The organism is Serratia marcescens (assembly GCF_001902635.1).
GTDB lineage: Bacteria > Pseudomonadota > Gammaproteobacteria > Enterobacterales > Enterobacteriaceae > Serratia > Serratia marcescens_F.
Map to the genome: position 1 here is coordinate 168,064 of NZ_MJAO01000008.1, position 22,187 is coordinate 190,250.

Here is a 22,187-nt window from a genome sequence, read left to right on the forward strand (position 1 = left end):
ATTATGATGATTATTCGCCCTATAGAGCGTCGCGATCTGGCCGATTTACTGACGCTGGCCGGCAAATCCGGCATCGGTCTCACTTCACTGCCGCAAAATGAAGATACCCTGTCGGCACGCATTGAGCGGGCGTTAAAAACCTGGCAAGGCGAACTTCCGCAAAGTGACCAGTGTTATTTGTTCGTGCTGGAAGACAGCGAGCGCCGGCAGGTGGTGGGCGTTTGCGCGATCGAAGTGGCCGTGGGCCTGGCGGAGCCCTGGTACAGCTTCCGCGTCGGCACGCAGGTGCATGCTTCCAAACAGCTGAACGTCTACAAGTCGGTGCCGACGCTGTTCCTCAGCAACGACCATACCGGCCATTCGGAGCTGTGCACGCTGTTCCTCGATCCGGACTATCGCCATGGCGAGAACGGCAAGCTGCTGTCGAAGGTGCGTTTCCTGTTTATCGCCGCGTTCCGCGAGCGTTTTTCCCGACGGCTGATCGCCGAGATGCGTGGCTACTCCGATGAAAATGGCCGTTCGCCGTTCTGGGAGAGCGTCGGGCGCCATTTCTTCTCCATCGAGTTCGCCAAGGCGGACTACCTGAGCGGCACCGGGCAAAAGGCGTTTATCGCCGAGCTGATGCCGAAACACCCGCTGTATGTCGATTTCCTCGCCGAAGATGCGCAGAAGGTGATCGGCGAAGTGCATCCGCAAACCCTGCCGGCACGCCGGTTGCTGGAAGCGGAAGGCCTGAGCTATCAGGGCTACGTCGATATCTTCGACGGCGGCCCGACGCTGGAAGCGGAGATCGACCACATCCGCGCGGTGAAACAGAGCCGCCTGGTGAAAGTGGTGCTGGATGACACGCCGATGCGCGCCGATGCGCCGGTGCATCTGGTGGCCAATGACAATTATCAGAATTACCGCGCACTGCTGGTCAATGCCGATCTGTATGACGACCGCCTGCATATCAACGCCGCTACCGCCGCGGCGCTGGGCGTCGAGCAGGGCAGCCCGGTGCGGGTGCTCCCCCTTATTGCACAGGAGAAAGCATGATGTCTCATCCTGCACTGTTGATTAACGGCGTTTGGCGGCAGGGCCGCGGTGCCGAGTTCGCTAAGGCCGACCCGGTCGGCAACCAACCATTGTGGCGCGCCAACGCCGCCGATGCCGATGACGTCGCCGCCGCCTGCGAGGCCGCGCGCGCCGCGTTCCCTGCCTGGGCACGCACGCCGTTCGAACAACGCGAACAGCTGGTAAAGCGCTTCGCCGCCTTGCTGGAAGAACACAAACAGTCGCTGGCGGAAACCATCAGCCGCGAGACCGGCAAACCGCGCTGGGAAACGCTGACCGAAATTCAGGCGATGATCGGCAAGGTGGGTATTTCGCTGCAGGCTTATCAGACGCGCACCGGCTTCAGCCAGACGGCGATGGCCGACGGCGCGTCGGTATTGCGCCATCGTCCGCACGGCGTGTTGGCGGTATTCGGGCCTTACAATTTCCCCGGCCATCTGCCGAACGGCCATATCGTGCCAGCGCTGTTGGCCGGTAACTGCGTGGTGTTCAAGCCGAGTGAGCTGACGCCGTTGACCGCCGAGGAGACCCTGAAGCTGTGGCTAAAAGCCGGTTTGCCGGATGGGGTGATCAATCTGGTGCAAGGCGGCCGGGAAACCGGCGAAGCGCTGGCGGCCAGCGCGGATATCGACGGCCTGCTGTTCACCGGCAGCGCCGGCACCGGCTACCACCTGCATCGCCAATTGGCGGGGCAGCCGGAGAAGATCCTGGCGCTGGAGATGGGCGGCAACAATGCGCTGATCGTCGATGGTTTCGAGGACCGCGACGCGGCGGTCAACCTGGCTATCCAGTCGGCGTTTATCTCCGCCGGCCAGCGCTGCACCTGCTCACGCCGCATTCTGGTGAAGCAGGGGGCGGAAGGCGACGCTTTCATCGAGCGTTTGGTACAGGTGGCGGGCGAACTGCGGGTCGGCCGTTGGGATGCCGAGCCGCAGCCGTTTATGGGCGGCGTGGTGTCGTCCGCCGCGGCGGAAAATATGCTGAAAGCGCAGCAGCGCTTGCTGGCACTGGGCGGTAAATCGCTGTTGACAATGCGTCTGTTGGAGCCGGGCAGTTCGCTGCTCAGCCCGGGTATTATCGAGCTGACCGGCGTGGCCGGGGTACCGGACGAAGAGTATTTCGGGCCGTTGACCACCATCGTGCGTTACCGTGATTTCGACGAGGCGCTGCAGCTCGCCAACCGGACGCGCTATGGCCTGTCGGTGGGGCTGGTGTCGCCGCAGCGCGCGTTGTTCGATCGGTTGTTGCTCGAAGCGCGCGCCGGCATCGTCAACTGGAACAAACCGCTGACCGGAGCGTCCAGCGCGGCACCGTTTGGCGGCGTGGGGGCATCCGGCAACCATCGCCCAAGCGCCTTCTACGCGGCGGACTATTGCGCCTGGCCGATGGCTTCGCTGGAAAGCGAAAGCCTGTCACTGCCGGCTACGCTCTCGCCGGGCTTGTCGTTCCGTTAATCGTCTGCGGCGGCGCGATGCCGTCGCCGCACGCTCTCCCCAGGGGATGAACATGTCAGGATATGAAGTCAATTTCGACGGTTTGGTGGGGCCGACGCACCACTATGCCGGGCTGTCGTTCGGCAATGAGGCGTCGACGCAGCATCAAAACAGCGTATCGAACCCGAAGCTGGCGGCGAAGCAAGGCCTGCTGAAGATGAAGGCGCTGGCCGATCTCGGTTTCCAGCAGGGAGTATTGCCGCCGCAGGAGCGGCCGCATTTGCCGATGCTGCGGCGTTTGGGCTTCAGCGGCAGCGATGAGGCGGTGCTGGCGCAGGCGATGCGTCAATCGCCGCGCTTGCTGTCGGCGCTGAGCTCGGCGTCGTGCATGTGGACCGCCAATGCGGCCACGGTGTCGCCCTCGGCGGACAGCGCCGACGGCAAGGTGCATTTCACCGCCGCTAACCTGAACAACAAATTCCACCGTGCCATTGAAGCGGAAACCACCACCGCCGTGCTGCGGGCGATGTTCAACGACGAGCGGCATTTCGCCCACCATGAGGCGCTGCCGCAGGTAGCCTTGTTCGGCGACGAAGGGGCCGCCAACCACAACCGTTTGGGGGGCGAGTACGCCAAGCGCAGCGTGCAGGTGTTCGTCTACGGCCGCCAGGAGTTCGGTGGCGAAACGGCGCCGGCGCGTTATCCGGCGCGCCAGACGCGCGAAGCCGGTGAAGCGATCGCTCGTCTGCATCAGTTGGACGAACGGCATACGGTCTTTGTGCAGCAAAATCCGGCGGTGATTGATCAGGGGGTGTTTCATAACGACGTGATCGCGGTCAGCAACCAAAACGTGCTGTTCCACCACCAGCAGGCGTTTTACCGCCAGCAACAGGCGCTGGATGAAGTGCGCCGCAAGATGGCGACGCTGGACAGCGAACTGGTGGCGATCGAAGTGCCGACGGAGCGCGTCTCGGTCGCGGATGCAGTGGCGACCTATCTGTTCAACAGCCAAATTCTCACCAAGCCGAACGGCAAGATGATGATCGTGGTGCCGGAAGAGTCGCGTCAACACGCCGGCGTCTGGCGGTATCTCAACGACATGATCGGCAGCGGCGGCCCGATCGATGAGATCCGCGTGTTCGATCTGCGTGAAAGCATGCGCAACGGCGGTGGCCCTGCCTGCCTGCGGTTGCGGGTGGCGCTTAACGAGCAAGAACTGCGGGCGGTCAATCCGCGCGTGATGATGAACGATCGGCTGTTCGCTACGCTGAACGAGTGGGTCGATCGCCATTACCGCGACCGCCTGACGCAGGATGACCTGGCCGATCCGTTGCTACTGCGCGAAGGGCGTGAAGCGCTGGATTCACTGACGTCGATCCTGGGTCTCGGTTCCCTCTATCCGTTCCAACGCTAAGGGAGGCTGCATGATCGATCTATTGCCTCTGACGCTGGAAGGGAGCGAACCCGTAGAATGGCAGGGTGAAACCCCACAATTGCGCTGGCGCTGGCAGGGAGAAGGGCTGCTGGAGCTCACGCCGCGGCAGCATTACCGCCAGGCGGTGGTGGTATCGGCGGGCGTGCACGGCAACGAAACCGCGCCGATCGAACTGCTTAATCAGCTGGTCGGCGATCTGCTGACCGGCCGCGTGCCGCTGACGGTGCGGCTGTTGGTGGTGTTGGGCAATCCGGCGGCGATGCGGGTGGGTAAACGTTATCTGCACAGCGACATGAACCGCATGTTTGGCGGCCGCTACCGCAACTTCGCCGCCAGCGGGGAAACCGCGCGGGCTCAGCAGTTGGAGCGGGCGCTCGCTGCCTTTTTCGACGGGGAACCGGCGGCGCGTTTTCATTACGATCTGCATACCGCCATTCGCGAATCGCATCTGCCGCGCTTCGGCATTCTGCCATTCCAGAAACGCCCATACAGCGAACCGATGTTGCAGCTGTTGGATGCGGCCGAGCTGGATGCGCTGGTGGTGCACAGCGCGCCGGGCGGCACTTTCAGTCACTTTTCCAGCGAGCATCTCAATGCGGCGAGCTGTACGCTCGAGCTGGGCAAGGCGCGGCCGTTCGGCAGCAACGATCTGCAACAGTTCGCCGCCATCGATCGCGCTCTGCGGGCGGCGGTCAGCGAGGGAGCGTTGCCGAGGCGGGCGGGCGACGATATTCGGGTATTCCGCGTGATGCACTCGTTGATCAAGCACAGCGAGGACTTCAAGTTGCACCTGGACGATGACACCGCCAACTTCACCGAGCTGCAGCCGGGTATGTTGCTGTGCGAACAGCCGCAGGAGGAATACCGCGTGGGCCAAGAGGGCGCCTGGATACTGTTCCCCAATCCCAATGTGGCGCTGGGGCTGCGCGCCGGCATGTTGTTGAACGAAGTTCCCCGCTCTACGCTGTATTGATAAATAATGGCGGCGCCGTTTGGTGCGCCGCCATTATTCCTCATCGTTATTTCAACTCGCTATTTCCCGCTATTTTAATTGCCGTCAGGCGAATTTTATTCGTCGTCAATGTCTTCCTTTACGGTAATGAATAAAAGACCGCGTAAAGTCGTTATCTGTCGCCCTTAATTGCCCAATGACGTTGTTAAGATAAAAATGTGAAATAAGTAACGTTTTTAATAACCATGCTAATTTTGTAGTTACTTTTGAATCGCGCAGAAAGCACGCAAAACGAAACAGAGATGCACCATTTTGGTGCTGTGCACCATTTTGGTTATAACTTATGTGATAAAATATTCATATATTCAATGGCTTGTGCGTTATGTTGTTTGCAATATTTGTTTACAAATAAACATGCTTTCTCCTCGTTGTTTTATGAACTTTTTTGATTTTAAGTTTTGATTCATGATGCTAATGTCACATTACCCCAACATTAGGGGAGCTCATAAAATACCAAAAGATAAAATCACAGCCCAAATCATAAATTGGGCGTGACGGGCAGGGTTTTAATTATAATATCTAGGAAAATAAATGATGAAACGCAGTGTACTAGCCTTAGCTGTCGCCCTCGGGGCGATCACCTCCTTCGCCAACGCGGCTGAAATCTATAATAAGGATGGCAATAAACTCGACCTGTACGGTCGCGTTGCTGCCAAACACGTTTTCAGTAAAGACAAAGATGAAGACGGGGATAAAACTTACGTTCGTCTGGGCTTTAAAGGCGAAACCCAGATCAACGATCAGCTGACCGGTTACGGCCAGTGGGAATATCAAGTCGCCGCCAACCACGACGAAGCGCAGGGCACCACCGGCACCAAAACGCGTCTGGGCTTCGCCGGCCTGAAGTTCGCCAACTACGGCTCGTTCGACTACGGCCGCAACTACGGCGTGGTGTATGACGCCGAAGCTTACACTGACATGCTGCCGGAATTCGGCGGCGACTCCTACAGCTACACCGACAACTACATGACCGCCCGTTCCAACGGCCTGGCAACCTACCGCAACCGTGATTTCTTCGGCCTGGTGGAAGGCCTTAACCTGGCGTTGCAATACCAGGGTAAAAACGACGGCGACAAGCGTAGCGTGACCAAGCAAAACGGCGACGGTTACGGTATGTCTCTGGACTATCAGGACATCGGCGGCACCGGCATCGGCGTAGCGGCGGCATTCTCTGATTCCAATCGCACCAGCGACCAGAAAGCGCTGACTTATGGTAAAGGCGACAAAGCTACCGCCTGGACCACTGCGATTAAATACGATGCCAACCAGGTCTATCTGGCAGCAATGTATGCTGACACGCGTAACATGACGCCGATCAGCGTCAACGGCACGTCGGGCTTTGCCAACAAAACGCAAAACTTCGAAGTCGTGGCTCAATACCAGTTCGAAAACGGTCTGCGTCCTTCAGTGGCCTACGTGCAGTCGAAAGGCAAGGATATCGAAGGTATCGGCGATGCCGATCTGGTGAAATACGTGGAAGTGGGCGCGACTTACTACTTCAACAAAAACATGTACACCTATGTTGACTACAAGATCAACCAGCTGAACGACGACAACAAACTGAAGCTGAACACCGACGACATCGTTGCCGTCAACCTGACCTACCGCTTCTAAGTTTCCATCATTACCTTCATCCTGTGTCGGGATCGGTAATCAGGCAGGGCGCAAGCCCTGCCTTCGTTTTATCAGGGGCTCAGCCTTTGGGCGCCAACCCAACCAGCTCAATGGCGGAACGCAGCGCGGCGAAACGTTGCTGATCCTGCTCAAGTTCTATCTCCGTGACCAGCTGCGAAAGAATATTTCCGCCGGATACCTTCTTGTTGTTTTTGATTAACTGCAACACCGCGCCGCCTAATGCCAGGCTGACGTTGCGCAGCAGAGTTTCATAGTGCTCGTTGGAATGAGCCGATGGTGACATGACCTTTCTCTGTCTCTCTTCTTCGGGAGCCGCAATTTAGCAAAACGGCGGCCTAAAGCCTCTGAGCAAGACGAAATTTCCGGTGAAATCAGAAATTCCTCAGCCATTAGGGGGAAGGGATCAAAAATCCGAGTATTCGCTGGCCGGTAACCAGAAACCATCGATAAACGTTTCCATAGGGTAGCAGCCGGCATGGCGCAGGTTCTGTTCTTTCATTGCGACCAGGCATTGCGGTTCGTCGCGCAGTATGTCCACCACCATTTCACTGCAGCCGCCATCGAGATAACAGACAAACATCACCAATGCGTACATCGTTGCGCGCCTCCTCCGTCGAGCAGCCTTGTCTGCAACAGTGTAGGCAAAAAAGCGCGATTTTTCAGCATCATTGCGTGTTAAACCACCACTTCGCCGCCGCCGACGGCATTTTCGGAATACTCTAACCGTTTCAGGTGTCGGGCGCGGATGGCATATCCATTTGACGATGCTAAGCTTAACAAGCCTTACGTCAATGCATGATTGCAACCATCAAAAGGAGTGAATATGGGATTGTTTAACTTCGTCAAAGAAGCGGGCGAAAAACTGTGGGATACAGTCACCGGCAACGCCTCAGCCGAAGATCAAAACGCCAAACTGAAGGCGCATCTCGATAAGAGCGGCCTGCCGGGCACCGACAAAGTCGATGTGCAGGTGGTCGACGGGAAAGCCGTGGTGACCGGCGATGCCGTCAGCCAGGAGTTGAAAGAAAAGATCCTGGTGGCGATTGGCAACGTGGCGGGCATCAGCGGTGTGGAAGACAACGTGGCGGTGGCGCAACCCGCTGCTGAGAGCCGCTTCTATACCGTGAAGAAGGGCGATACGCTGAGCGCGATTTCTAAAGAGATGTACGGCAACGCCAATCTGTACAACAAGATTTTCGACGCCAACAAGCCGATGCTGTCGCACCCGGACAAGATCTATCCAGGGCAGGTGCTGCGCATCCCGCAATAACCCGTCAGTTCATCGGTCCGTTAGAGCCCGGTTACGCGCCTAATGCTTGTCAGTTAGCGTGTTTTTGAAGTACTCGTGACGTTTTCGGTCGATAAAAGCGAGATACTACATGTGGCTCACGCACCTCGACCGAGCCAGGGGCCGAGGCGCGGCCCCTGGCAACCCGCGCCTTCGGCCTATCAGACGGTTGGCTTTGCCAACGTTACTCGGCCCATCCCTGGGCCTCACCCCTTCGGGGCCGCTGCAAGCAGCGTTCAAATCTGCTCCTGGCAGATTTTTCCTCCCTCCGCCATACCGCATTGAGGCCGGTTGCGACAGGCGTCCCTGCCTGTCTCACCTGAAACCGCCGTCCATGGCGGTTTCGCCTAATGCGCTATGCCTGTGTTCGGCGTCTTCAAGGGCGCCCAACATCGCGCTCATCTCCACCTTCTCTACCGTAACCTCATAAGCGACAGGTTGCCCGGTAGCCGCCAGCGCGGGTGTTGACCTTTGGCGCGCATCTCCGGCTGCCGAGCAAGACAGCGTTGTCAGGGGCAACCGGCCAGGGAAGGCCGGTTGAGGCGAGACTAACAGGGACGTTTGTCGTAGCCGACCCGCCCGACAATGCAGACGCGGCGAGGGTATCCGCACAGCGGACAGACGGTGTTAAGCGAAGGCGCGGGTGAAGGGGCCGCGCCTTCGGCCCCTTCAATTGCCGTTCATTGCAGTAACAGAGAAATTCGGGGTTTTTACGGCCATTCATCCTGCACGTCACGTACAGAGACTGGATAAAAAAAAGCCAGTCAGGATTAACTGACAAGCATTACGGTTACGCGCCGGGCTTTTTTTGCACTTTGCTATAAGCGTCTCTGATTTCTTCTCAATCTAAATAAAAGTTGCACCTACCCTGTGTTCCCGCTCTCTGGCCGGCGGGGGCAGTGTTGACCCTGAAGGGGAAAGTTGATAGCGTCATGCCCCGGTTGAGGCCTGAGCAGCCGAAAGGGGATATCTTCAACCCCATTCTGAAGGGGCGCCTTGCCCCAGTAAACCGCAATGCAGCAGTTGAACGAGTGAAAACCGATTTAGTGAAACAACAGCGTAACGCCTCAACGGATAAAAACTATCGAGAAACCTTGGGTGATGCGCAATTTGCGGTCGTCGTGTTGGCGGTTGCGTCCTGCTCACTGATTATTTTTACGCTGGCGGTCACGCTATGGCTGACCTGACGCGATTAACTAGGGGAGATCAAATGGAGCCTAATCTCCATGACGAAACCAAACTGCTGGCGATTATTGGCCTGTTGGTTTCCGTGCTGCTGGTGGTATCAATTCTCTTCGGGGTTACCTATTTCTCCGATCTCAGGCATGCGCAAGACGATATTGATATCAAAAGCTGCTATATCAAAGCGCCATAATCTGCGCGCAAGCGCCTGAGCATCGCCGGGATCCGCTGCCGGTTGCCCTGTGTTAAGCTGGGGGTGATTATCATCGGCGAATCGGCGCCATTCAGGAGGTCTTTGCGATGAGCCAGTCCCGTCCTACGTTCTCTCCATCTTCACGCGAGTGCCCTATCGTTGACGGTGTGCGCCAGATCCAGCGCATTGCCGTACGCAATGCCGAAGTGGGCGGCATTCCCATCAACCGTGCATTGCCAACCCGTGAGCGGCGTACCGTCGGCGCCTGGTGTTTTCTCGATCACGCCGGGCCGACGGTATTCAATGGCGCTTCGCCCGGCATGGATGTGGGGCCGCATCCGCACACCGGCCTGCAAACCTTTACCTGGATGATCGAGGGGGAAGTGTTGCACCGCGATAGTCTGGGCAGTGAGCAGCTGATCCGTCCGGGCCAGGTCAATCTGATGACCGCAGGGCGCGGCATCGCGCATTCCGAACAGTCGGTCGGAGAAGAGCGGCGGTTGCACGCTGCACAGCTGTGGATCGCGCTGCCGGCTGAACATGCCGATATGGCGCCGCGTTTCGATCATTATCCCGAATTGCCGCAGTGGCTGAATAATGGCGTAAATCACCGTTTATTGGTGGGGGAATTTGGCGCTTATCGTTCGCCGGTGTTTACGCTTTCGCCATTAATCGCTATTGATATGGAATGGCAGGAGGCGGCGACGGTGCAATTACCGCTGCGCGATGATTATGAAATCGGCTTTTTGCCCCTTGTTGGTGCATTTGAACTGAATGGCGACGCGTTTTCACCGGACGAGTTCGCCTATTTGGGCATGAAGAATAACTCTATTGAGTTAAATGCAGAGCGGGGCAGCCGGGGATTATTAATCGGCGGAGCGCCATTAGAGGAAGAAATCCTTATCTGGTGGAATTTCGTTGGCCATACCAAAGCTGACATTATTCAGGCGCAGCGCGATTGGGAACAAGGGACAAGCCGCTTCCCGGCGGTCAAAGGCTATTCTGGCGAGCGAATGACCGCGCCGCGCCTGCCGTGGGGGGATGCCTGATAGCATTAGGATATAATCGCCGCGATGATATTGTTTATTTCGTTCTAATAGCACGTTCTTAATGTGATCGCGGCACCAGCTTTGCTGATAATATAGGATTTTTCTGCGAAACAGTGATCTGACGCATATAATGATAAAGAGAAGAAGATTAGGATAATCCTCAGGATGTCAGGTTGTCTCCCCGTTAGTCAGATGTCAGTGAGGTCATTATGAGCCAAGTACTTTATCGTGCAAGACTGTCCCATGTCGTGATTGCCACGGCGCTGTTTTGGGTCTCTGTCGCGGCATTGTTGGTCGCCGTATTAAACTAACCTCAGAAAATGACTCCTGCATAAACCCGCTTCGGCGGGTTTTTTTATCTTCATCCGCGGGGGATGATGGCTGTACGCTTATACTTGATGGCATCCTCCATGAACCAAATGCACAATCATGACGCTATTTGCCGATATTCTGTTGCTGCTCATCGTCGCTCTTCATATTTATATCCTGGTGCTGGAAATGTTCCTGTGGCGCACGCCACGCGGCAGGCGGATATTTGGCACGACGGCGGCGTTTGCCGACGCTACGCGGGTATTGGCCGCTAATCAGGGGCTGTACAACGGCTTCCTGGCGGCAGGGCTGGCGTGGGGCTACTGGCGTGGCGATGCGGCGCTGCAGCTGTTCTTTCTCGGATGCGTGCTGGTGGCCGGCGTGTTCGGCGGGCTTACCGCCAGCCGCAAGATCCTGTGGGTGCAGGCATTGCCGGCTTTGCTCGCGATTCTGGCGGTGTGGGGAGCGCGTTAACCCGCCGCTTTAAGGCGGGAGGGCGTCAGGCGGATTTTTGGTGAATGACGTGCAGCGGCGGAGCGATGTGCAGGTCGACGCTCAAGTCCTGGCGAAAATCATAAGGCGTAATATTAAAACGCTTTCTGAACATGTAGGTGAAGTGGGACTGTGAGCCGAAACCAAAGTCCAGTGCGATATCGAAGATCGACGCTTCACTGCTGCGCAGTTGATAGACCGCGCCGGCCAAGCGGCGTTCGCGAATGTATTTGCCCAGCGAAATCCCTGTCGCTTCTTTGAACAGCTTCTGCATGTGCCACAGCGAGTAACCGGAGTATTCGGCCAGCTCTTCGAGATGGATCACTCGTCCGAGGTGAGTTTCGACCCATTTGCTGAGGGCGCAGACCAATGAGAGATGGTGTTCTTGTATCATCAGTGCGTCAGTGTGAGATCTACATAGCGGTGAAGTATACACAACTTGCCGCCGTGGACAAAAACGCCGCCGGTGACGGCGGGCAATTATTCGGAAAAACCGTTCAAACGCCGCTTGTCAGTCGAAAGGAAAAGCGGCTAATCTGAGACTGTCGTCGCCGCAGTGAATGCTGCGGAAACGGCCACAGCAAGTAACCGCCAAAACAGAGTCAGCCGTAACAACTCAACGTTGATGGGGTGATCGCATGTTAATGACAGTGATTATTACTCTGGTTGTAATCGTGGGCGTCGGCGCTTTTATGGCGACGCCGGTGATAAGCATGAAAAATGCGGAAGGTGTGGGAGGTGAAGAGCCGTGATAGCAGAAGACGTTGCACGCCGCCGAGCGGGGTGAGGGGCAATCGGGAAAGCCTGGGTCAGAAACCCGGGCTTTTTGCTGGGTGCTGGTTCACACGTTTTTCCGCTCGACGGTCTCTTCTCCCCAATAGAGCTGGTCGGCGGTGGTTTTGGCGAAGGCCTTCTCCAGGGCTTCGTCACTGCCTTCCTCCCAGATTTTTTGCGCCAACGCCTCGTCGTTCCCTGCCAGTTCAAAAATAGCTTCGGCGATTTCCACCGAAGTTTCACGCACTGTTGCCCAGGATTTCACATTGTGATTTGCCATAACTTTCTCCTGTTGGTTGTGGCTTGCGGGTGGGGTTTTACTCGCATCATGCTGCAAGTATAGGCCAATCCGCCGCGGGCTTTTGCCCGGCGATGCGCAGAATGGGAAAAAGGCGGGGAGAGCGGGCAATGGCGAGGGCGGCGTGCTATTCTGTGCGGCGTTTGAATCAAGAGGGAAGGTTATTATGTCTGACATGCTGAGCAACGAGCAGGAACTGGCTTCCGATCTGGTCGCTTGCCAACTGGTCATCAAACAGATTCTGGACGTTATCGACGTGATTGCGCCGACCGAAGTGCGCGACAAGATGGCGGGGCAGCTCAAAAGCATCGATTTCTCCACGCATCCCGCAGGCGCCGATCCGGTGACCCGCAGAGCGATAGACAAAGCGATTGCGCTGATCGAGATGAAGTTTACCCGCAGTTGATGCGGAGCCGCCGCAGAGCGGCGGCGTCGGGCGGTGGGGTTAATCCACCACCGTTTCGATTTTCTTGAACAGCGGGCAGTCGGCTACGCCGATAAAGCCGTTGTCGCCATTGACGTACTGGGCGATCGCCACGTTGCGCGCCGTCAGGTATTTACACTGCAATCCCAACCCGCCGACATTCTTGTTGCTGCCGATCAGCACGCCGTAGCCCGAGATCAGAAATCCGCCGTAAATAACCGCCAACACCAGTACCCACTTAATCAATCTGCTCATTGTACTTCCTCGTTGTTCTTGATGATTCGATCTAGCCACGGCGCCAGCGCGGCGGCAAGGGTAACAGTCTGAAACCGGGCGATAGCCAGATATCTAAACGGCAAGTTAAACTTCGTTTAACTTGTCTGTGATAACATGCGCGATAGATTACCTAGATAACAATGAGGCTGCTAAAGTTGTTGCGAAAAAAAATCCTCGTGATAATGACGGCTGTCGCTGCCTGCCTGTTTTTCTACCTGTTGGCGCTGGACAGTTATTGCGACGATGGCGGAAACTTTGCACTGGGCATCTGTTCGGTGACGCGCTTCGTGCCCTGGTAAGCAATGTGGGGCGGGGATGTTCGCACTACGGCCGCGAGTGTTAAGATGACGGCCTGAATTTCGCAGTAGATAGGATTGTCCATGTACGATTTAGGTTTTGGCCAGAATGGCCTTCTGTCACTGGGCCTTGCCGCCGTGGCGTTGCTGGCCGGGCTGTGGGTTTGGTTCCTGGTGAACCGCGCCAGCGTGCGCGCCAACGAGCAGATTCGTCTGCTGCAGGAAATCGCCGAGCAGCAGCGCCAGCAAACGGCGCTGTTGAAACGGCTGGCGCACAGCGCGCGCGGCGACAACGGCAGTGCCGATGACGACGACGATCTCAGCCCCGCGCTGGATTTCAAAGGGTTTATCCCCGAACGTTAAGCATGATGCTCCGGTCGGCGGCAGCGCCGCCGGGGCGTCTCAGTAAAACACCATGCCCTGATACGGTTTTTCCCGACACGCCGCGAGGCGGCTGGCCAGATCGCCGGCATGGATCTCCAATTGATGCCCATCAGGATCGAGAAAATAAAGCGATTCGCCTTCACTGCGGTTGCTTTTCCACTCTTCGACGCCGTTCTGGCGCAACCGCTCGCTGACCCGCTCAATGTGCTCCGGCGCGACGCTGAAGGCGTAATGGGTGTAATCGCGCGCGCTTTGCTGCGTGCGCGCCTCATCCAGCGACAGGCACAGCCACAGCGCCCCCAACGAGAGATAGCCGCCGCCTTGCCAGCGGGCGTGCGGGGTAAACCCCAACAGACGATGATAAAAATCGAAGCTGCGATCGAGATCGCTGACGGCGAGCGTCAGGTGATTGAGGCCGGTCAACATGCGGGGTTCCTGGGCGGTAAACAGGCAAAAAGTGTACTCAGGCGGAAGGGAAAGATAAAGGGGGAAAAGCATTAGTACAGATAATGTGAAAACCGGCATCGCTGTCATAAAACTGTCGTACAGACATCGTAATGTAGCGCGAACCTTACAAAAGATGGATGAAGCCGAATGATTAAATGGTATGAAGAAAGCGATGCCGAAGTGAACCGCAGCATCGCGTTGCTAACCGGAGAGAACCCGGATAAGTGGTATCCCTACGGTGGTGTGAAAGGTAAAGATTACTGCAAGAACCCCTCCGATGCCTGGCCGATCATCTGCGCCAATAAAATCAGCCTGAACCCCGACAACCACAGCGACAACCCGCAATGGCAGGCGCGTATGAGCACCCAAGGCGGTGAGTGGCAGGCGGACAGCGTCAGCCCGCTGCGCGCGGCGATGATCTGTTTTCTGATGAGCCGGCAGGCTAACTGATTCGAAAAAATACCGGTGATTGGTAAGAGTTTCTCCTTTTTCTAATAACAGAACTGTCGTTGGCGGAGGCTGTTTATGAAGCGCATTATCAAAGGTGATAAAAACTTGTCTCATCTGGTGATTGCCCACGCGGCGATCGATCGTCACGCCGAAAGCTTCGGCCAGCGCCGTCAGGGCTGGCCCTCAACCTACCTGATAAAATATCAAAACGATCGCGTGGCGGTGGAAGTGGTCACGCGTCGCCAGTCTTACGTCGCCACGCTGATGATCGGCGCACGCAACCTGACCAAATTGTGCGGTATGCCGGGCTGAACGCTGCCGTTTCAAACATTTCATCCGTAAAGAAATCGCGCTCCGGCTCACCGTCTCGGGGCGCTACTCCTTGATGCTTACGGGGTTAAGTGTTAAAAAGCCGCCCGCAGATACATTTATTGATTGGTGAAATCTTGGCCGATAACGGCAGGGGTGTACGCCATATGAGGATAAGATGGGCGGTCAGCATCAGGATACTCCGCTAAAACGCGGCTTAAAAAACAGACACATACAGCTTATTGCCCTCGGGGGCGCCATCGGCACCGGTTTATTTCTCGGCATTGCGCAAACCATAAAAATGGCCGGCCCCGCGGTGCTGTTGGGCTACGCCATCGGTGGCTTTATCGCGTTTCTGATCATGCGCCAACTGGGCGAGATGGTGGTGGAAGAGCCGGTCGCCGGATCGTTCAGCCACTTTGCCCATAAATATTGGGGCGATTTCGCCGGTTTCCTTTCCGGCTGGAACTACTGGGCGATGTTCATTCTGGTCGGCATGGCGGAACTGACCGCCGTCGGCATCTACATTCAGTATTGGTGGCCGGAGATCCCCACCTGGGCCTCCGCCGCGCTGTTCTTCGTGCTGATTAACCTGATCAATTTGGTGAACGTGCGCCTGTACGGCGAAACCGAGTTTTGGTTTGCCATCATCAAGGTGGTGGCGATTGTCGGCATGATTGTGTTCGGCGCCTGGCTGTTGGTCAGCGGCAACGGCGGACCGCAAGCCAGCATCACCAACCTCTGGCAACAGGGCGGCTTTATGCCGCACGGCATCTCCGGGCTGGTGATGGCGATGGCGGTGATCATGTTCTCGTTCGGCGGATTGGAAATGGTCGGCATCACCGCAGCGGAAGCGGCCGATCCGCGCCGCAGCATCCCCAAGGCTACCAATCAGGTGGTGTACCGTATTCTGATCTTCTATATCGGTTCGCTGACCGTGTTGCTTTCGCTCTATCCGTGGGGGCAAGTGGTGGAGGGCGGCAGCCCGTTCGTGCTGATCTTCCATGCGCTGAACAGCAATCTGGTGGCGACCGTGCTCAACGTGGTGGTGTTGACCGCTGCGCTGTCGGTTTACAACAGCGGCGTTTACGCCAACAGCCGTATGCTGTTCGGCCTGGCCAGCCAGGGCAATGCGCCGAAGGCGCTGACGCGCGTCAACAAACGCGGCGTGCCGGTGTTGTCGATCGCGCTGTCGGCGCTGATTACCTCGATCGGGGTGCTGATCAACTACCTGATGCCCGGCAAGGCGTTTGAGCTGCTGATGGCGTTGGTGGTTTCCACGCTGGTGATCAACTGGGTGATGATCTGTCTGGCGCACCTGAAATTCCGCGCCGCGAAGAACCGCCAGGGCGTTATTCCCAGTTTCAAGGCGTTGTGGTATCCGTTCGGCAATTACCTGTGCCTCGCGTTCCTCAGTCTGATTCTGGTGATTATGTATTTCAGCGAAGGGATCCGCATCTCGGTGTTGCTGATGCCGGTGTGGATTGCGGTGTTGTGGGCCGGGTTTATGCTGACGCGTCGCAAAGGCGCCAAGCGTTAATCTGCGTGTGCGGAGGCGTATGGCGCGCCTCCGCTTCTCTTCTCGTCAGCTGCGCGGCATAAAGGCGCGCCCCTCACCGTTACCCCGCCCCAGCAGTTTCCGGCACAGCAGCAGCAGGGTGCTTATCACGTCGATGGCCACCACGCTGAGCATCATCAGCGTCAGCATGAAGAAACCGAGCAGCGAACCGGCCAGCAGCACCAAGGGTGTGGGCACGCGCAGACGGCGCCATTTCATGGCGAAATACATTTTCCAGTATTGCTTCTGTGCCAGCAGCGCGCTGCGAATACGGCGGCCCAGGCCGGCGCCTGATTTACGGGATGTCGAACGACTCATAACCTCTCCTTTTCTGTATGCCCTATAAGTCAATCACAAAGATCTTAAGAGAGGCTTAACGGGCTCTTGGCGGCCCTGGCTTTCTCACCGGAGTGAGACAACAAAATCCGGCAAAAGCTCCCTCGATGCTGCGCACGGCTGACGAAGTGCGGGCTTCGCCGGGTTTGTTACACTGAAAGTCATGCCCGTGCAGGGCGCGCAGCGGCTGGGAGAACGAGCAGGATGAAGAGAATCAATCGTTATTATGACGCGGCCAAGGCGCATCACACGCCGGAGGGCTTTCGCAACCCGGAGCCTTCGCAGCGCCGGGAGGGCGACCTGCAGCGCTGGCAGGACGAGCGCAAGCGGCAGGGTTTGCCCAAGCCGCCGCAGTTGGGCTACGCACAATTTACCGAGCGCTGGTGGCAACCCGCCGATCTCAGCGGCAGTGACGACAGTATCTGGTGGCTGGGGCATGCATCGATGCTACTGCGGTTGGGCGGCCGTTATACCCTGATCGACCCGGTGTTGTCCGAGCGCGCCTCGCCGCTAAGTTTTTATGGCCCGAAGCGCAGAACGCCAACGCCGCTGACGGTGGAGCAACTGCCGGCGGTGGAGGCGGTGCTGATCTCCCATAACCATTACGACCATCTCGACAGGCGTACCGTGCGGCAGTTGGCGCGGCGCTTCCCGCAGGCCGAGTTCATCGTGCCGCTCGGGTTGAAGCGTTGGTTCCGCCGCTATCGGTTGAAGGTGCATGAACTGGACTGGTGGCAGAGCCTGTCATTGGGGGAACTGACGGTCTATGCCACCCCGGCTCGGCACTGGAGCATGCGCACGCTGTGGGACCGCAATCGCTCTCTGTGGTGTGGTTGGGTGATCCATCATCCGGCGCTGCGGTTTTATTTTTCCGGCGACAGCGGCTATTCGGAGAGACTGGCGGAGATTGGCCGGCGGCTGGGGCCTTTCGATGTGGCGGCGCTGCCGATCGGCGCGTATGCGCCGCGCTGGTTTATGCAGGAACAGCATATGGATCCGCAGCAGTCGGTCACGCTGTATCGCGAGCTTAATCAACCGCGAGCGATCCCCATCCATTGGGGGGTATTCGAATTGGCGGACGAGTCGCTGGACGAGCCGCCGCAGCAGTTGAACCTGGCGCTGAGCGAAGCGGGGCTGGAACAACATCAATTTCACCCGCTGAAGATTGGCGAGCGCATCGCGTTGCAGGATTCGCGTTAAAGTTATCTCACCAGCCTGGCTGACGAGGCGAGGGATGAATAATGCCAACGGTTTGAAAGCGAGGCAGTAATTAGAGGAATTGATAAGCGCGGGTGGTGATTAAAATAACCACCCGGTATTCAGGATTTAATTCAACGTCAAACTTTCACTGTTCGTAACATTATTCCGGCTATTGAAGTTTACGGCATTCGGATTATTTATGATGAACGACAGACGAACCTGAGATGCCGCCGGGTACTGCATGCTTATGCAGTTGCCGCCGCAATGGCAAGCGCGGCATCGCGTCGCCCCGCGGTTACGTTTTCGCCGGTTGGCGGCGGGGCTGGCGGCAGACGGTGAACACGCTGGCCGGCGGTAAATGGTCGGATGAGCGCAGAATAAATTGGCCCCCGTTCATCGATATTCAAATGTTGCATATCAAATTCCATAAAGATTCAAATTTTTTAACGTTATAAGCGGCAGGGCGGCCGAAATGTCGTGGTGGGCATACGTCAGAACGATGAAAGTTTTGTTAAAATACCGTCAGAATGCGGGGTTTAGCGCGGCGATTTCAGTAAGCAGAAAATAGCCGATGCTTCAACATCTTTTGGCCTATTTAAGCAAATGTGGCTCTCGACCGTTTCAAATATGTGCGACATGTCGTTCGGTGATTAAAAATGGCTTGCCATCGCATACAGAGTATGTGATAACGCATCTGGGTAAAACGAGGTACAGTTCTGTATATGTGTGGCATTTTCAGTAAAGAAGTTCTGAGTAAAGACGTTAGCGTTGAATACCGCTTCTCTGCCGATCCTTATCTTAGTGCCTCAAGCAGTAACGACTCTAGTTTGTCTATGTAACGCCCTCGGGCGGTTTAAACAATCCAAAGGAAATACTCAAGATGGCAAAGATCAAAGGTCAAGTTAAGTGGTTCAACGAGTCTAAAGGTTTCGGTTTCATCACCCCGGCTGACGGCAGCAAAGACGTGTTCGTACACTTCTCTGCAATCCAGGGTAACGGCTTCAAAACCCTGGCTGAAGGCCAGAACGTTGAGTTCGAAATCCAAGATGGCCAGAAAGGCCCATCTGCAGTAAACGTTACTGCTATCTAATCAGCGTCAGCTGTACAAAAAGCCCGCCTTCGAGCGGGCTTTTTCGTTTCCGTCATCCGGCGGCGATAACGATGCCGGCGTACTGGTTGCGGCCTTTGATCCCAGGATGCGTCGGATCCAACGCACGCCGGTGGCTGTTGCGGCGATAGCTGGTGTATTTGAAGCGCTGCGGCCGCTGTGGGTCGACGTCCGGCGTGCAGATGGTGCAACTGCCGGCGCGGTCAACGGCGGCGAAGCCGAGCGTCGCCAGCTTGTATTCGGCGATGGCGGCCAAATCCAGATGTCGGTAATGTGGGCTGATCAGCGTGGCGGGCAGCGGCAGGCGTTGTTTAAAATTCGCCACCAGCGCTTCGTCGACCTCGTAACAGCACGGACCGGCGGCGGGGCCGATAGAGGCCACCCAATCGGCGGTGTCGTCGTCCTGGCGAATACGTGCCGCCATGTGTTCCAGAATGCCGTCCAGCAGCCCGCGCCAGCCGGCATGGACCGCCGCGATGGCGCTGCCGTCACGGCGGCTGAACAGCACCGGCAGGCAGTCCGCCGTCAGCACGCTGAGCAGAATGCCGGGCTGGCGGGTGTAGAAGCCGTCGGCGTCACCGCACGCCTGCGCCGGCTGCAGCACGTCGACGATGCGGGTGCCGTGCACCTGCTTTTTTTCCGGCAACGTGGCGCTGTAGGGCAACAAGTGCCCGGGCAGCAGCGCGATTTTGCTGCCGAAGCCGTGTTGAATGTGAGGCACCGCATCGAGCAGCGCGGAACGATCGCTCATAACTTATGTTCACCTGCGTGAGAAAACAGACTCTCAGTGTAGCCAGCTTTTTCCCCGCTTGACCAGGCGTTGTTGGTGACGAAAGCGAGCGGGGATGCGCCTTGCATCGCACCGGCGCCTTCTTTAGACTAGCCGCGCCCTGTCTTTCTGGAAGCCCATTCATGTCTTATCAATGTCCCCTGTGTCATCAACCGTTGCATTTTTCATCACAACAATGGCGTTGCGACGGCAACCACCAGTTCGATCAAGCCAAAGAAGGCTATGTCAATTTGCTGCCGGTGCAGCACAAGCGGTCGAAGCAGCCGGGGGACAGCGCGGAAATGATGCAGGCGCGGCGCGCGTTTCTCGACGGCGGTTATTATCAGCCGCTGCAACAGCGGGTGGCCGAGTGGCTGGATTCGGCGCTGGCGGCCGATGCAGGCGCGTTGTTGGACATAGGCTGTGGGGAAGGGTATTACACCGCCGCCGTGGCCGCACGGCTGGCGCAGAAGCGCAATATGACGGTCTATGGGCTGGATGTCGCCAAAGTGGCGATCCGCTACGCCGCCAAACGTTATCCGGCGGTCTCGTTCTGCGTCGCCTCCAGCCATCGTCTACCGTTCGCCGACGGGGCGTTGGATGCGGTCTTGCGCATCTACGCGCCTTGCAAGGCGGAAGAGCTGGCGCGGGTGGTGAAGCCGGGTGGCGTGGTGGTGACGGTCTCGCCGGGCCCGCGTCACCTGTACCAGCTGAAAGAGCAAGTGTATCAGCAGGTGCAGCTGCATGCCGAACAGGACGAACAGTTCGAGGGGTTTGACTGCGAACGTAAAGAGGCGCTGGCCTATACGATGACCTTGCCGGGCGCGCAGGCCGCCAACCTGCTGCAGATGACACCGTTCGCCTGGCGCGCCACGCCGGAGGTGCAACAGCGGCTGGCCGACGGCGGGGAGTTCGTGTGCGAGACGGATTTTGTCATCGCGTTGTACCGTCGGCGCGCCTGAGAGGCACTGAGTCCAGCAATAAAAAAACCTGCCGCGGCAGGTTTTTTGCAGAGCGAGCGCCTCAGGCCAGATAGCCGAGGTGATCCAGCAGGATGTTGACGCCGATACCGATCAGCACTACGCCGCCGAGGATCTCGGCGCGTTTGCCAAGCAGCGGGCCGATAAAGCGGCCGATCATCATGCCCAGCGTCGCCATGATCATGGTGGCGCAGCCGATGGCCATCGCGGTATGCACGATATTCACCTGCAGGAAGGCCAGACCGACGCCGATGGCCATGGCGTCGAGGCTGGTGGCGATGGCGGTGGCCACCAGTATCCAGAAGCCGTGGCGTTTGACCTTCTCTTCTTCATCGGGCCTGTTGCGTACCCCTTCGACGATCATGCGCATGCCGAGAATAAACAGCAGCGAGAAGGCGACCCAGTGGTCCCATTCCATGATGTATTGGCTGGCGAACAGGCCGATGGCCCAACCGATGAGTGGGGTGATCGCTTCCACCACACCGAAGATCAGGCCGGTACGGATCGCTTCGCGAAAGCGGGGCTGATGCAGGCTGGCGCCTTTGCCGATCGAAGCGGCGAAAGCGTCCATGGACATACCGAAAGCGAGAATGAGTGTTGCTGAAAGGTTCATGCGAAATAGCCTCGGCCGGGTGGCTCCATATACACGTAACCCACCCCCAACCAAACGACGGAGTTACGTGTCTATGGTCTCGCCAACCTTACCTGGCTGCCCGCACCACGTTTCATACGGCGAAACGAGTATGTTGATACGGGCGTTTCTGGATCGTTATTCCCCAGAAACCGGCTACTCCCCAATGACGGCGCAACCATACCATATTATTTCCGCCACCGACAACCTTATTCGATGGCAATGTTTGTTCTTAATTGAGACTCGTTTTCATTAATCTAAGTTCATGCGGGAATATAATGTAGACGTGGGTAACAATGTTGCGGAAATAATAGTCAGAAAGGAAATCGCACTGCCGATTAAATATCCATAAGCAGCGCAATGTTTGAGCGACAATCGAACGGAATGTGATTTATTCATTGATTATCAACGAAAAAATGATAAATCCGCTCCAGGTCGTCCAAGTGAGTTACCTGAACCAACAGCCTGCGCTGTTCCAGGTCGACGGCCAAAATACCGTCCTCCGATAAATTCATGGCTTTAATGCGGTTATATTCGACAAACACATTGGCGAAGAAAAAGCCTTGCGCTTTAAACACCATCTTGGGGGAACGAATATAAGAGATATAGATTGCGATCAGCGCCAAAGAAATAAGCAAATAGGTGGTTAATATTGCACCGTTGGCGGTGACATTGCGGTAAATCAGAATGGCGATCAGGCCGACGAAAATCAGGCTGTCGATGCGGTTGCGGCGTTTCAGCGGCACCTTGAGCCGCGTTTTGCCTTTCAGTAGATCCATGCCGAATTCGTCATACAGCGAATACAGCAACAGCAGGGCGATAAACAGCATCAGTACGGCGTCGGTCAGCGACATCTTTTACTC

The 22,187-nt window shown here is 57.0% G+C and carries 30 protein-coding genes and 1 riboswitch; of the genes, 20 read left to right on the forward strand and 10 right to left on the reverse strand.

Going from position 1 to position 22,187, the window contains the following annotated elements; genetic code table 11:
- Positions 1-3: 3 nt before the first annotated feature.
- From astA to ompC, 5 genes are all read left to right on the forward strand, one after another.
- Positions 4-1,038 carry an arginine N-succinyltransferase gene (gene astA / locus BHU62_RS10255; RefSeq protein WP_073531916.1) on the forward strand — a complete coding sequence of 345 codons (1,035 nt, stop codon included), beginning with the start codon at positions 4-6 and terminating at the stop codon, positions 1,036-1,038.
- Complete coding sequence (astD, locus tag BHU62_RS10260; protein ID WP_073531967.1) at positions 1,038-2,510, forward strand: succinylglutamate-semialdehyde dehydrogenase; 1,473 nt, start codon at positions 1,038-1,040, stop codon at positions 2,508-2,510. The genes astA and astD overlap by 1 nt, the downstream gene beginning before the upstream one ends.
- A 52-nt stretch (positions 2,511-2,562) precedes the next feature.
- Positions 2,563-3,903 carry an N-succinylarginine dihydrolase gene (gene astB, locus BHU62_RS10265; protein ID WP_073531968.1) on the forward strand — a complete coding sequence of 447 codons (1,341 nt, stop codon included), beginning with the start codon at positions 2,563-2,565 and terminating at the stop codon, positions 3,901-3,903.
- A 10-nt stretch (positions 3,904-3,913) separates the two neighbouring features.
- Positions 3,914-4,897: a succinylglutamate desuccinylase gene (gene astE / locus BHU62_RS10270; RefSeq protein ID WP_073531917.1), complete on the forward strand. Its 984-nt coding sequence runs from the start codon at positions 3,914-3,916 to the stop codon at positions 4,895-4,897.
- A gap of 570 nt (positions 4,898-5,467) precedes the next feature.
- The gene (gene ompC / locus BHU62_RS10275; RefSeq protein WP_073531918.1) at positions 5,468-6,550 is read left to right on the forward strand and encodes a porin OmpC; all 1,083 of its coding nucleotides are present in this window, start codon (positions 5,468-5,470) and stop codon (positions 6,548-6,550) included.
- A 79-nt stretch (positions 6,551-6,629) separates the two neighbouring features.
- Here ompC and BHU62_RS10280 read toward each other — a convergent pair whose 3' ends face one another.
- The gene (locus BHU62_RS10280) at positions 6,630-6,854 is read right to left on the reverse strand and encodes a biofilm development regulator YmgB/AriR family protein (protein ID WP_073531919.1); all 225 of its coding nucleotides are present in this window, start codon (positions 6,852-6,854) and stop codon (positions 6,630-6,632) included.
- 120 nt (positions 6,855-6,974) lie between these two features.
- The gene (locus BHU62_RS10285) at positions 6,975-7,166 is read right to left on the reverse strand and encodes a YebW family protein (protein WP_073531920.1); all 192 of its coding nucleotides are present in this window, start codon (positions 7,164-7,166) and stop codon (positions 6,975-6,977) included.
- Positions 7,167-7,394: 228 nt separating this feature from the next.
- On the opposite strand from BHU62_RS10285, the gene lysM reads away from it, so the two are divergent.
- The 5 genes from lysM (at position 7,395) to BHU62_RS10300 (ending at position 11,066) form a co-directional block, all read left to right on the forward strand.
- Positions 7,395-7,841, forward strand: coding sequence for a peptidoglycan-binding protein LysM (gene lysM / locus BHU62_RS10290; RefSeq protein ID WP_073531921.1), 447 nt, complete (start codon positions 7,395-7,397; stop codon positions 7,839-7,841).
- Between the two features lie 917 nt (positions 7,842-8,758).
- The gene (locus tag BHU62_RS24920) at positions 8,759-9,046 is read left to right on the forward strand and encodes a hypothetical protein (protein ID WP_139282272.1); all 288 of its coding nucleotides are present in this window, start codon (positions 8,759-8,761) and stop codon (positions 9,044-9,046) included.
- 23 nt (positions 9,047-9,069) lie between these two features.
- Positions 9,070-9,234: a hypothetical protein gene (locus tag BHU62_RS25220; protein WP_019452857.1), complete on the forward strand. Its 165-nt coding sequence runs from the start codon at positions 9,070-9,072 to the stop codon at positions 9,232-9,234.
- Positions 9,235-9,341: 107 nt separating this feature from the next.
- Positions 9,342-10,283: a pirin family protein gene (locus BHU62_RS10295; protein ID WP_073531922.1), complete on the forward strand. Its 942-nt coding sequence runs from the start codon at positions 9,342-9,344 to the stop codon at positions 10,281-10,283.
- 429 nt (positions 10,284-10,712) lie between these two features.
- Positions 10,713-11,066, forward strand: a complete 354-nt coding sequence (locus BHU62_RS10300) for a DUF1304 domain-containing protein (protein ID WP_073531923.1) — start codon at positions 10,713-10,715, stop codon at positions 11,064-11,066.
- Between the two features lie 25 nt (positions 11,067-11,091).
- Here the strand turns inward: BHU62_RS10300 and BHU62_RS10305 are convergent, their stop codons facing one another.
- Together BHU62_RS10305 and BHU62_RS10310 are read right to left on the reverse strand one after the other, a co-directional pair.
- A complete protein-coding gene (locus tag BHU62_RS10305; protein ID WP_063990191.1) occupies positions 11,092-11,478 on the reverse strand; it encodes a helix-turn-helix domain-containing protein in 387 nt (128 codons plus the stop codon).
- Between the two features lie 447 nt (positions 11,479-11,925).
- Positions 11,926-12,138: a YccJ family protein gene (locus tag BHU62_RS10310; protein WP_073531924.1), complete on the reverse strand. Its 213-nt coding sequence runs from the start codon at positions 12,136-12,138 to the stop codon at positions 11,926-11,928.
- A 184-nt stretch (positions 12,139-12,322) separates the two neighbouring features.
- Between BHU62_RS10310 and BHU62_RS10315 the strand changes: the two genes are divergently transcribed.
- Positions 12,323-12,562 (forward strand): DUF2766 family protein, encoded by a 240-nt coding sequence (locus BHU62_RS10315; RefSeq protein WP_025303170.1) that lies wholly within the window; start codon positions 12,323-12,325, stop codon positions 12,560-12,562.
- A 39-nt stretch (positions 12,563-12,601) separates the two neighbouring features.
- Here the strand turns inward: BHU62_RS10315 and BHU62_RS10320 are convergent, their stop codons facing one another.
- Complete coding sequence (locus BHU62_RS10320) at positions 12,602-12,835, reverse strand: YobH family protein (RefSeq protein ID WP_038877047.1); 234 nt, start codon at positions 12,833-12,835, stop codon at positions 12,602-12,604.
- A 161-nt stretch (positions 12,836-12,996) separates the two neighbouring features.
- Between BHU62_RS10320 and mgrB the strand changes: the two genes are divergently transcribed.
- Together mgrB and BHU62_RS10330 are read left to right on the forward strand one after the other, a co-directional pair.
- Positions 12,997-13,155 (forward strand): PhoP/PhoQ regulator MgrB, encoded by a 159-nt coding sequence (gene mgrB, locus BHU62_RS10325; RefSeq protein ID WP_171971312.1) that lies wholly within the window; start codon positions 12,997-12,999, stop codon positions 13,153-13,155.
- An 81-nt stretch (positions 13,156-13,236) separates the two neighbouring features.
- On the forward strand, positions 13,237-13,515 hold the full coding sequence (locus tag BHU62_RS10330; RefSeq protein WP_073531925.1) for a YebO family protein: 279 nt from the start codon (positions 13,237-13,239) through the stop codon (positions 13,513-13,515).
- A gap of 39 nt (positions 13,516-13,554) precedes the next feature.
- Here BHU62_RS10330 and fos read toward each other — a convergent pair whose 3' ends face one another.
- Positions 13,555-13,962, reverse strand: coding sequence for a fosfomycin resistance glutathione transferase (gene fos / locus BHU62_RS10335; RefSeq protein WP_073531926.1), 408 nt, complete (start codon positions 13,960-13,962; stop codon positions 13,555-13,557).
- Between the two features lie 168 nt (positions 13,963-14,130).
- Here fos and BHU62_RS10340 point away from each other — a divergent pair, with 168 nt between their 5' ends.
- The 3 genes from BHU62_RS10340 to BHU62_RS10350 all read left to right on the forward strand — a co-directional run bounded on the left by BHU62_RS10340 (position 14,131) and on the right by BHU62_RS10350 (position 16,282).
- Positions 14,131-14,433: a phage protein NinX family protein gene (locus BHU62_RS10340; RefSeq protein ID WP_073531927.1), complete on the forward strand. Its 303-nt coding sequence runs from the start codon at positions 14,131-14,133 to the stop codon at positions 14,431-14,433.
- 75 nt (positions 14,434-14,508) lie between these two features.
- Positions 14,509-14,745 (forward strand): DUF4060 family protein, encoded by a 237-nt coding sequence (locus BHU62_RS10345; RefSeq protein WP_025303167.1) that lies wholly within the window; start codon positions 14,509-14,511, stop codon positions 14,743-14,745.
- Positions 14,746-14,920: 175 nt separating this feature from the next.
- A complete protein-coding gene (locus tag BHU62_RS10350) occupies positions 14,921-16,282 on the forward strand; it encodes an amino acid permease (RefSeq protein ID WP_073531928.1) in 1,362 nt (453 codons plus the stop codon).
- 45 nt (positions 16,283-16,327) lie between these two features.
- Here the strand turns inward: BHU62_RS10350 and BHU62_RS10355 are convergent, their stop codons facing one another.
- Positions 16,328-16,618, reverse strand: a complete 291-nt coding sequence (locus tag BHU62_RS10355; RefSeq protein WP_073531929.1) for a hypothetical protein — start codon at positions 16,616-16,618, stop codon at positions 16,328-16,330.
- A gap of 222 nt (positions 16,619-16,840) precedes the next feature.
- Between BHU62_RS10355 and BHU62_RS10360 the strand changes: the two genes are divergently transcribed.
- From BHU62_RS10360 to cspE, 3 genes are all read left to right on the forward strand, one after another.
- Positions 16,841-17,836, forward strand: coding sequence for an MBL fold metallo-hydrolase (locus BHU62_RS10360; protein ID WP_073531930.1), 996 nt, complete (start codon positions 16,841-16,843; stop codon positions 17,834-17,836).
- A gap of 722 nt (positions 17,837-18,558) precedes the next feature.
- The gene (locus BHU62_RS10365; protein WP_002211058.1) at positions 18,559-18,675 is read left to right on the forward strand and encodes a DUF2627 domain-containing protein; all 117 of its coding nucleotides are present in this window, start codon (positions 18,559-18,561) and stop codon (positions 18,673-18,675) included.
- A 41-nt stretch (positions 18,676-18,716) separates the two neighbouring features.
- Positions 18,717-18,926: a transcription antiterminator/RNA stability regulator CspE gene (gene cspE / locus BHU62_RS10370; RefSeq protein ID WP_002221949.1), complete on the forward strand. Its 210-nt coding sequence runs from the start codon at positions 18,717-18,719 to the stop codon at positions 18,924-18,926.
- Positions 18,927-18,978: 52 nt separating this feature from the next.
- Here cspE and BHU62_RS10375 read toward each other — a convergent pair whose 3' ends face one another.
- Positions 18,979-19,695: a polyphenol oxidase family protein gene (locus tag BHU62_RS10375; protein WP_073531931.1), complete on the reverse strand. Its 717-nt coding sequence runs from the start codon at positions 19,693-19,695 to the stop codon at positions 18,979-18,981.
- A gap of 161 nt (positions 19,696-19,856) precedes the next feature.
- On the opposite strand from BHU62_RS10375, the gene rlmA reads away from it, so the two are divergent.
- On the forward strand, positions 19,857-20,675 hold the full coding sequence (rlmA, locus tag BHU62_RS10380) for a 23S rRNA (guanine(745)-N(1))-methyltransferase (RefSeq protein WP_073531932.1): 819 nt from the start codon (positions 19,857-19,859) through the stop codon (positions 20,673-20,675).
- Between the two features lie 61 nt (positions 20,676-20,736).
- On the opposite strand, the gene mntP is transcribed toward rlmA, so the two are convergent.
- Together mntP and BHU62_RS10390 are read right to left on the reverse strand one after the other, a co-directional pair.
- The gene (gene mntP, locus BHU62_RS10385) at positions 20,737-21,306 is read right to left on the reverse strand and encodes a manganese efflux pump MntP (RefSeq protein WP_073531933.1); all 570 of its coding nucleotides are present in this window, start codon (positions 21,304-21,306) and stop codon (positions 20,737-20,739) included.
- Between the two features lie 7 nt (positions 21,307-21,313).
- A riboswitch (yybP-ykoY riboswitch) is annotated at positions 21,314-21,501 on the reverse strand.
- A gap of 218 nt (positions 21,502-21,719) precedes the next feature.
- On the reverse strand, positions 21,720-22,178 hold the full coding sequence (locus BHU62_RS10390; RefSeq protein WP_073531934.1) for a DUF986 family protein: 459 nt from the start codon (positions 22,176-22,178) through the stop codon (positions 21,720-21,722).
- Between the last annotated feature and the right edge of the window lie 9 nt (positions 22,179-22,187).

Bases quoted from the DNA above. Each gene is read 5' to 3' on its own strand.
- BHU62_RS10360 (WP_073531930.1), top strand. From the start codon at position 16,841: ATGAAGAGAATCAATCGTTATTATGACGCGGCCAAGGCGCATCACACG.
- BHU62_RS10355 (WP_073531929.1), bottom strand. From the start codon at position 16,618: ATGAGTCGTTCGACATCCCGTAAATCAGGCGCCGGCCTGGGCCGCCGT.
- BHU62_RS10320 (WP_038877047.1), bottom strand. From the start codon at position 12,835: ATGAGCAGATTGATTAAGTGGGTACTGGTGTTGGCGGTTATTTACGGC.
- BHU62_RS10280 (WP_073531919.1), bottom strand. From the start codon at position 6,854: ATGTCACCATCGGCTCATTCCAACGAGCACTATGAAACTCTGCTGCGC.
- ompC (WP_073531918.1), top strand. From the start codon at position 5,468: ATGATGAAACGCAGTGTACTAGCCTTAGCTGTCGCCCTCGGGGCGATC.
- BHU62_RS10375 (WP_073531931.1), bottom strand. From the start codon at position 19,695: ATGAGCGATCGTTCCGCGCTGCTCGATGCGGTGCCTCACATTCAACAC.
- BHU62_RS10340 (WP_073531927.1), top strand. From the start codon at position 14,131: ATGATTAAATGGTATGAAGAAAGCGATGCCGAAGTGAACCGCAGCATC.
- BHU62_RS10300 (WP_073531923.1), top strand. From the start codon at position 10,713: ATGACGCTATTTGCCGATATTCTGTTGCTGCTCATCGTCGCTCTTCAT.
- BHU62_RS10365 (WP_002211058.1), top strand. From the start codon at position 18,559: ATGTGTGGCATTTTCAGTAAAGAAGTTCTGAGTAAAGACGTTAGCGTT.
- astA (WP_073531916.1), top strand. From the start codon at position 4: ATGATGATTATTCGCCCTATAGAGCGTCGCGATCTGGCCGATTTACTG.
- BHU62_RS10315 (WP_025303170.1), top strand. From the start codon at position 12,323: ATGTCTGACATGCTGAGCAACGAGCAGGAACTGGCTTCCGATCTGGTC.
- BHU62_RS10310 (WP_073531924.1), bottom strand. From the start codon at position 12,138: ATGGCAAATCACAATGTGAAATCCTGGGCAACAGTGCGTGAAACTTCG.
- rlmA (WP_073531932.1), top strand. From the start codon at position 19,857: ATGTCTTATCAATGTCCCCTGTGTCATCAACCGTTGCATTTTTCATCA.
- BHU62_RS25220 (WP_019452857.1), top strand. From the start codon at position 9,070: ATGGAGCCTAATCTCCATGACGAAACCAAACTGCTGGCGATTATTGGC.
- astE (WP_073531917.1), top strand. From the start codon at position 3,914: ATGATCGATCTATTGCCTCTGACGCTGGAAGGGAGCGAACCCGTAGAA.
- mgrB (WP_171971312.1), top strand. From the start codon at position 12,997: ATGAGGCTGCTAAAGTTGTTGCGAAAAAAAATCCTCGTGATAATGACG.
- cspE (WP_002221949.1), top strand. From the start codon at position 18,717: ATGGCAAAGATCAAAGGTCAAGTTAAGTGGTTCAACGAGTCTAAAGGT.
- mntP (WP_073531933.1), bottom strand. From the start codon at position 21,306: ATGAACCTTTCAGCAACACTCATTCTCGCTTTCGGTATGTCCATGGAC.
- fos (WP_073531926.1), bottom strand. From the start codon at position 13,962: ATGTTGACCGGCCTCAATCACCTGACGCTCGCCGTCAGCGATCTCGAT.
- BHU62_RS10330 (WP_073531925.1), top strand. From the start codon at position 13,237: ATGTACGATTTAGGTTTTGGCCAGAATGGCCTTCTGTCACTGGGCCTT.
- BHU62_RS10295 (WP_073531922.1), top strand. From the start codon at position 9,342: ATGAGCCAGTCCCGTCCTACGTTCTCTCCATCTTCACGCGAGTGCCCT.
- BHU62_RS10350 (WP_073531928.1), top strand. From the start codon at position 14,921: ATGGGCGGTCAGCATCAGGATACTCCGCTAAAACGCGGCTTAAAAAAC.
- BHU62_RS10285 (WP_073531920.1), bottom strand. From the start codon at position 7,166: ATGTACGCATTGGTGATGTTTGTCTGTTATCTCGATGGCGGCTGCAGT.
- BHU62_RS10305 (WP_063990191.1), bottom strand. From the start codon at position 11,478: ATGATACAAGAACACCATCTCTCATTGGTCTGCGCCCTCAGCAAATGG.
- lysM (WP_073531921.1), top strand. From the start codon at position 7,395: ATGGGATTGTTTAACTTCGTCAAAGAAGCGGGCGAAAAACTGTGGGAT.
- BHU62_RS10390 (WP_073531934.1), bottom strand. From the start codon at position 22,178: ATGTCGCTGACCGACGCCGTACTGATGCTGTTTATCGCCCTGCTGTTG.
- astD (WP_073531967.1), top strand. From the start codon at position 1,038: ATGTCTCATCCTGCACTGTTGATTAACGGCGTTTGGCGGCAGGGCCGC.
- astB (WP_073531968.1), top strand. From the start codon at position 2,563: ATGTCAGGATATGAAGTCAATTTCGACGGTTTGGTGGGGCCGACGCAC.
- BHU62_RS10345 (WP_025303167.1), top strand. From the start codon at position 14,509: ATGAAGCGCATTATCAAAGGTGATAAAAACTTGTCTCATCTGGTGATT.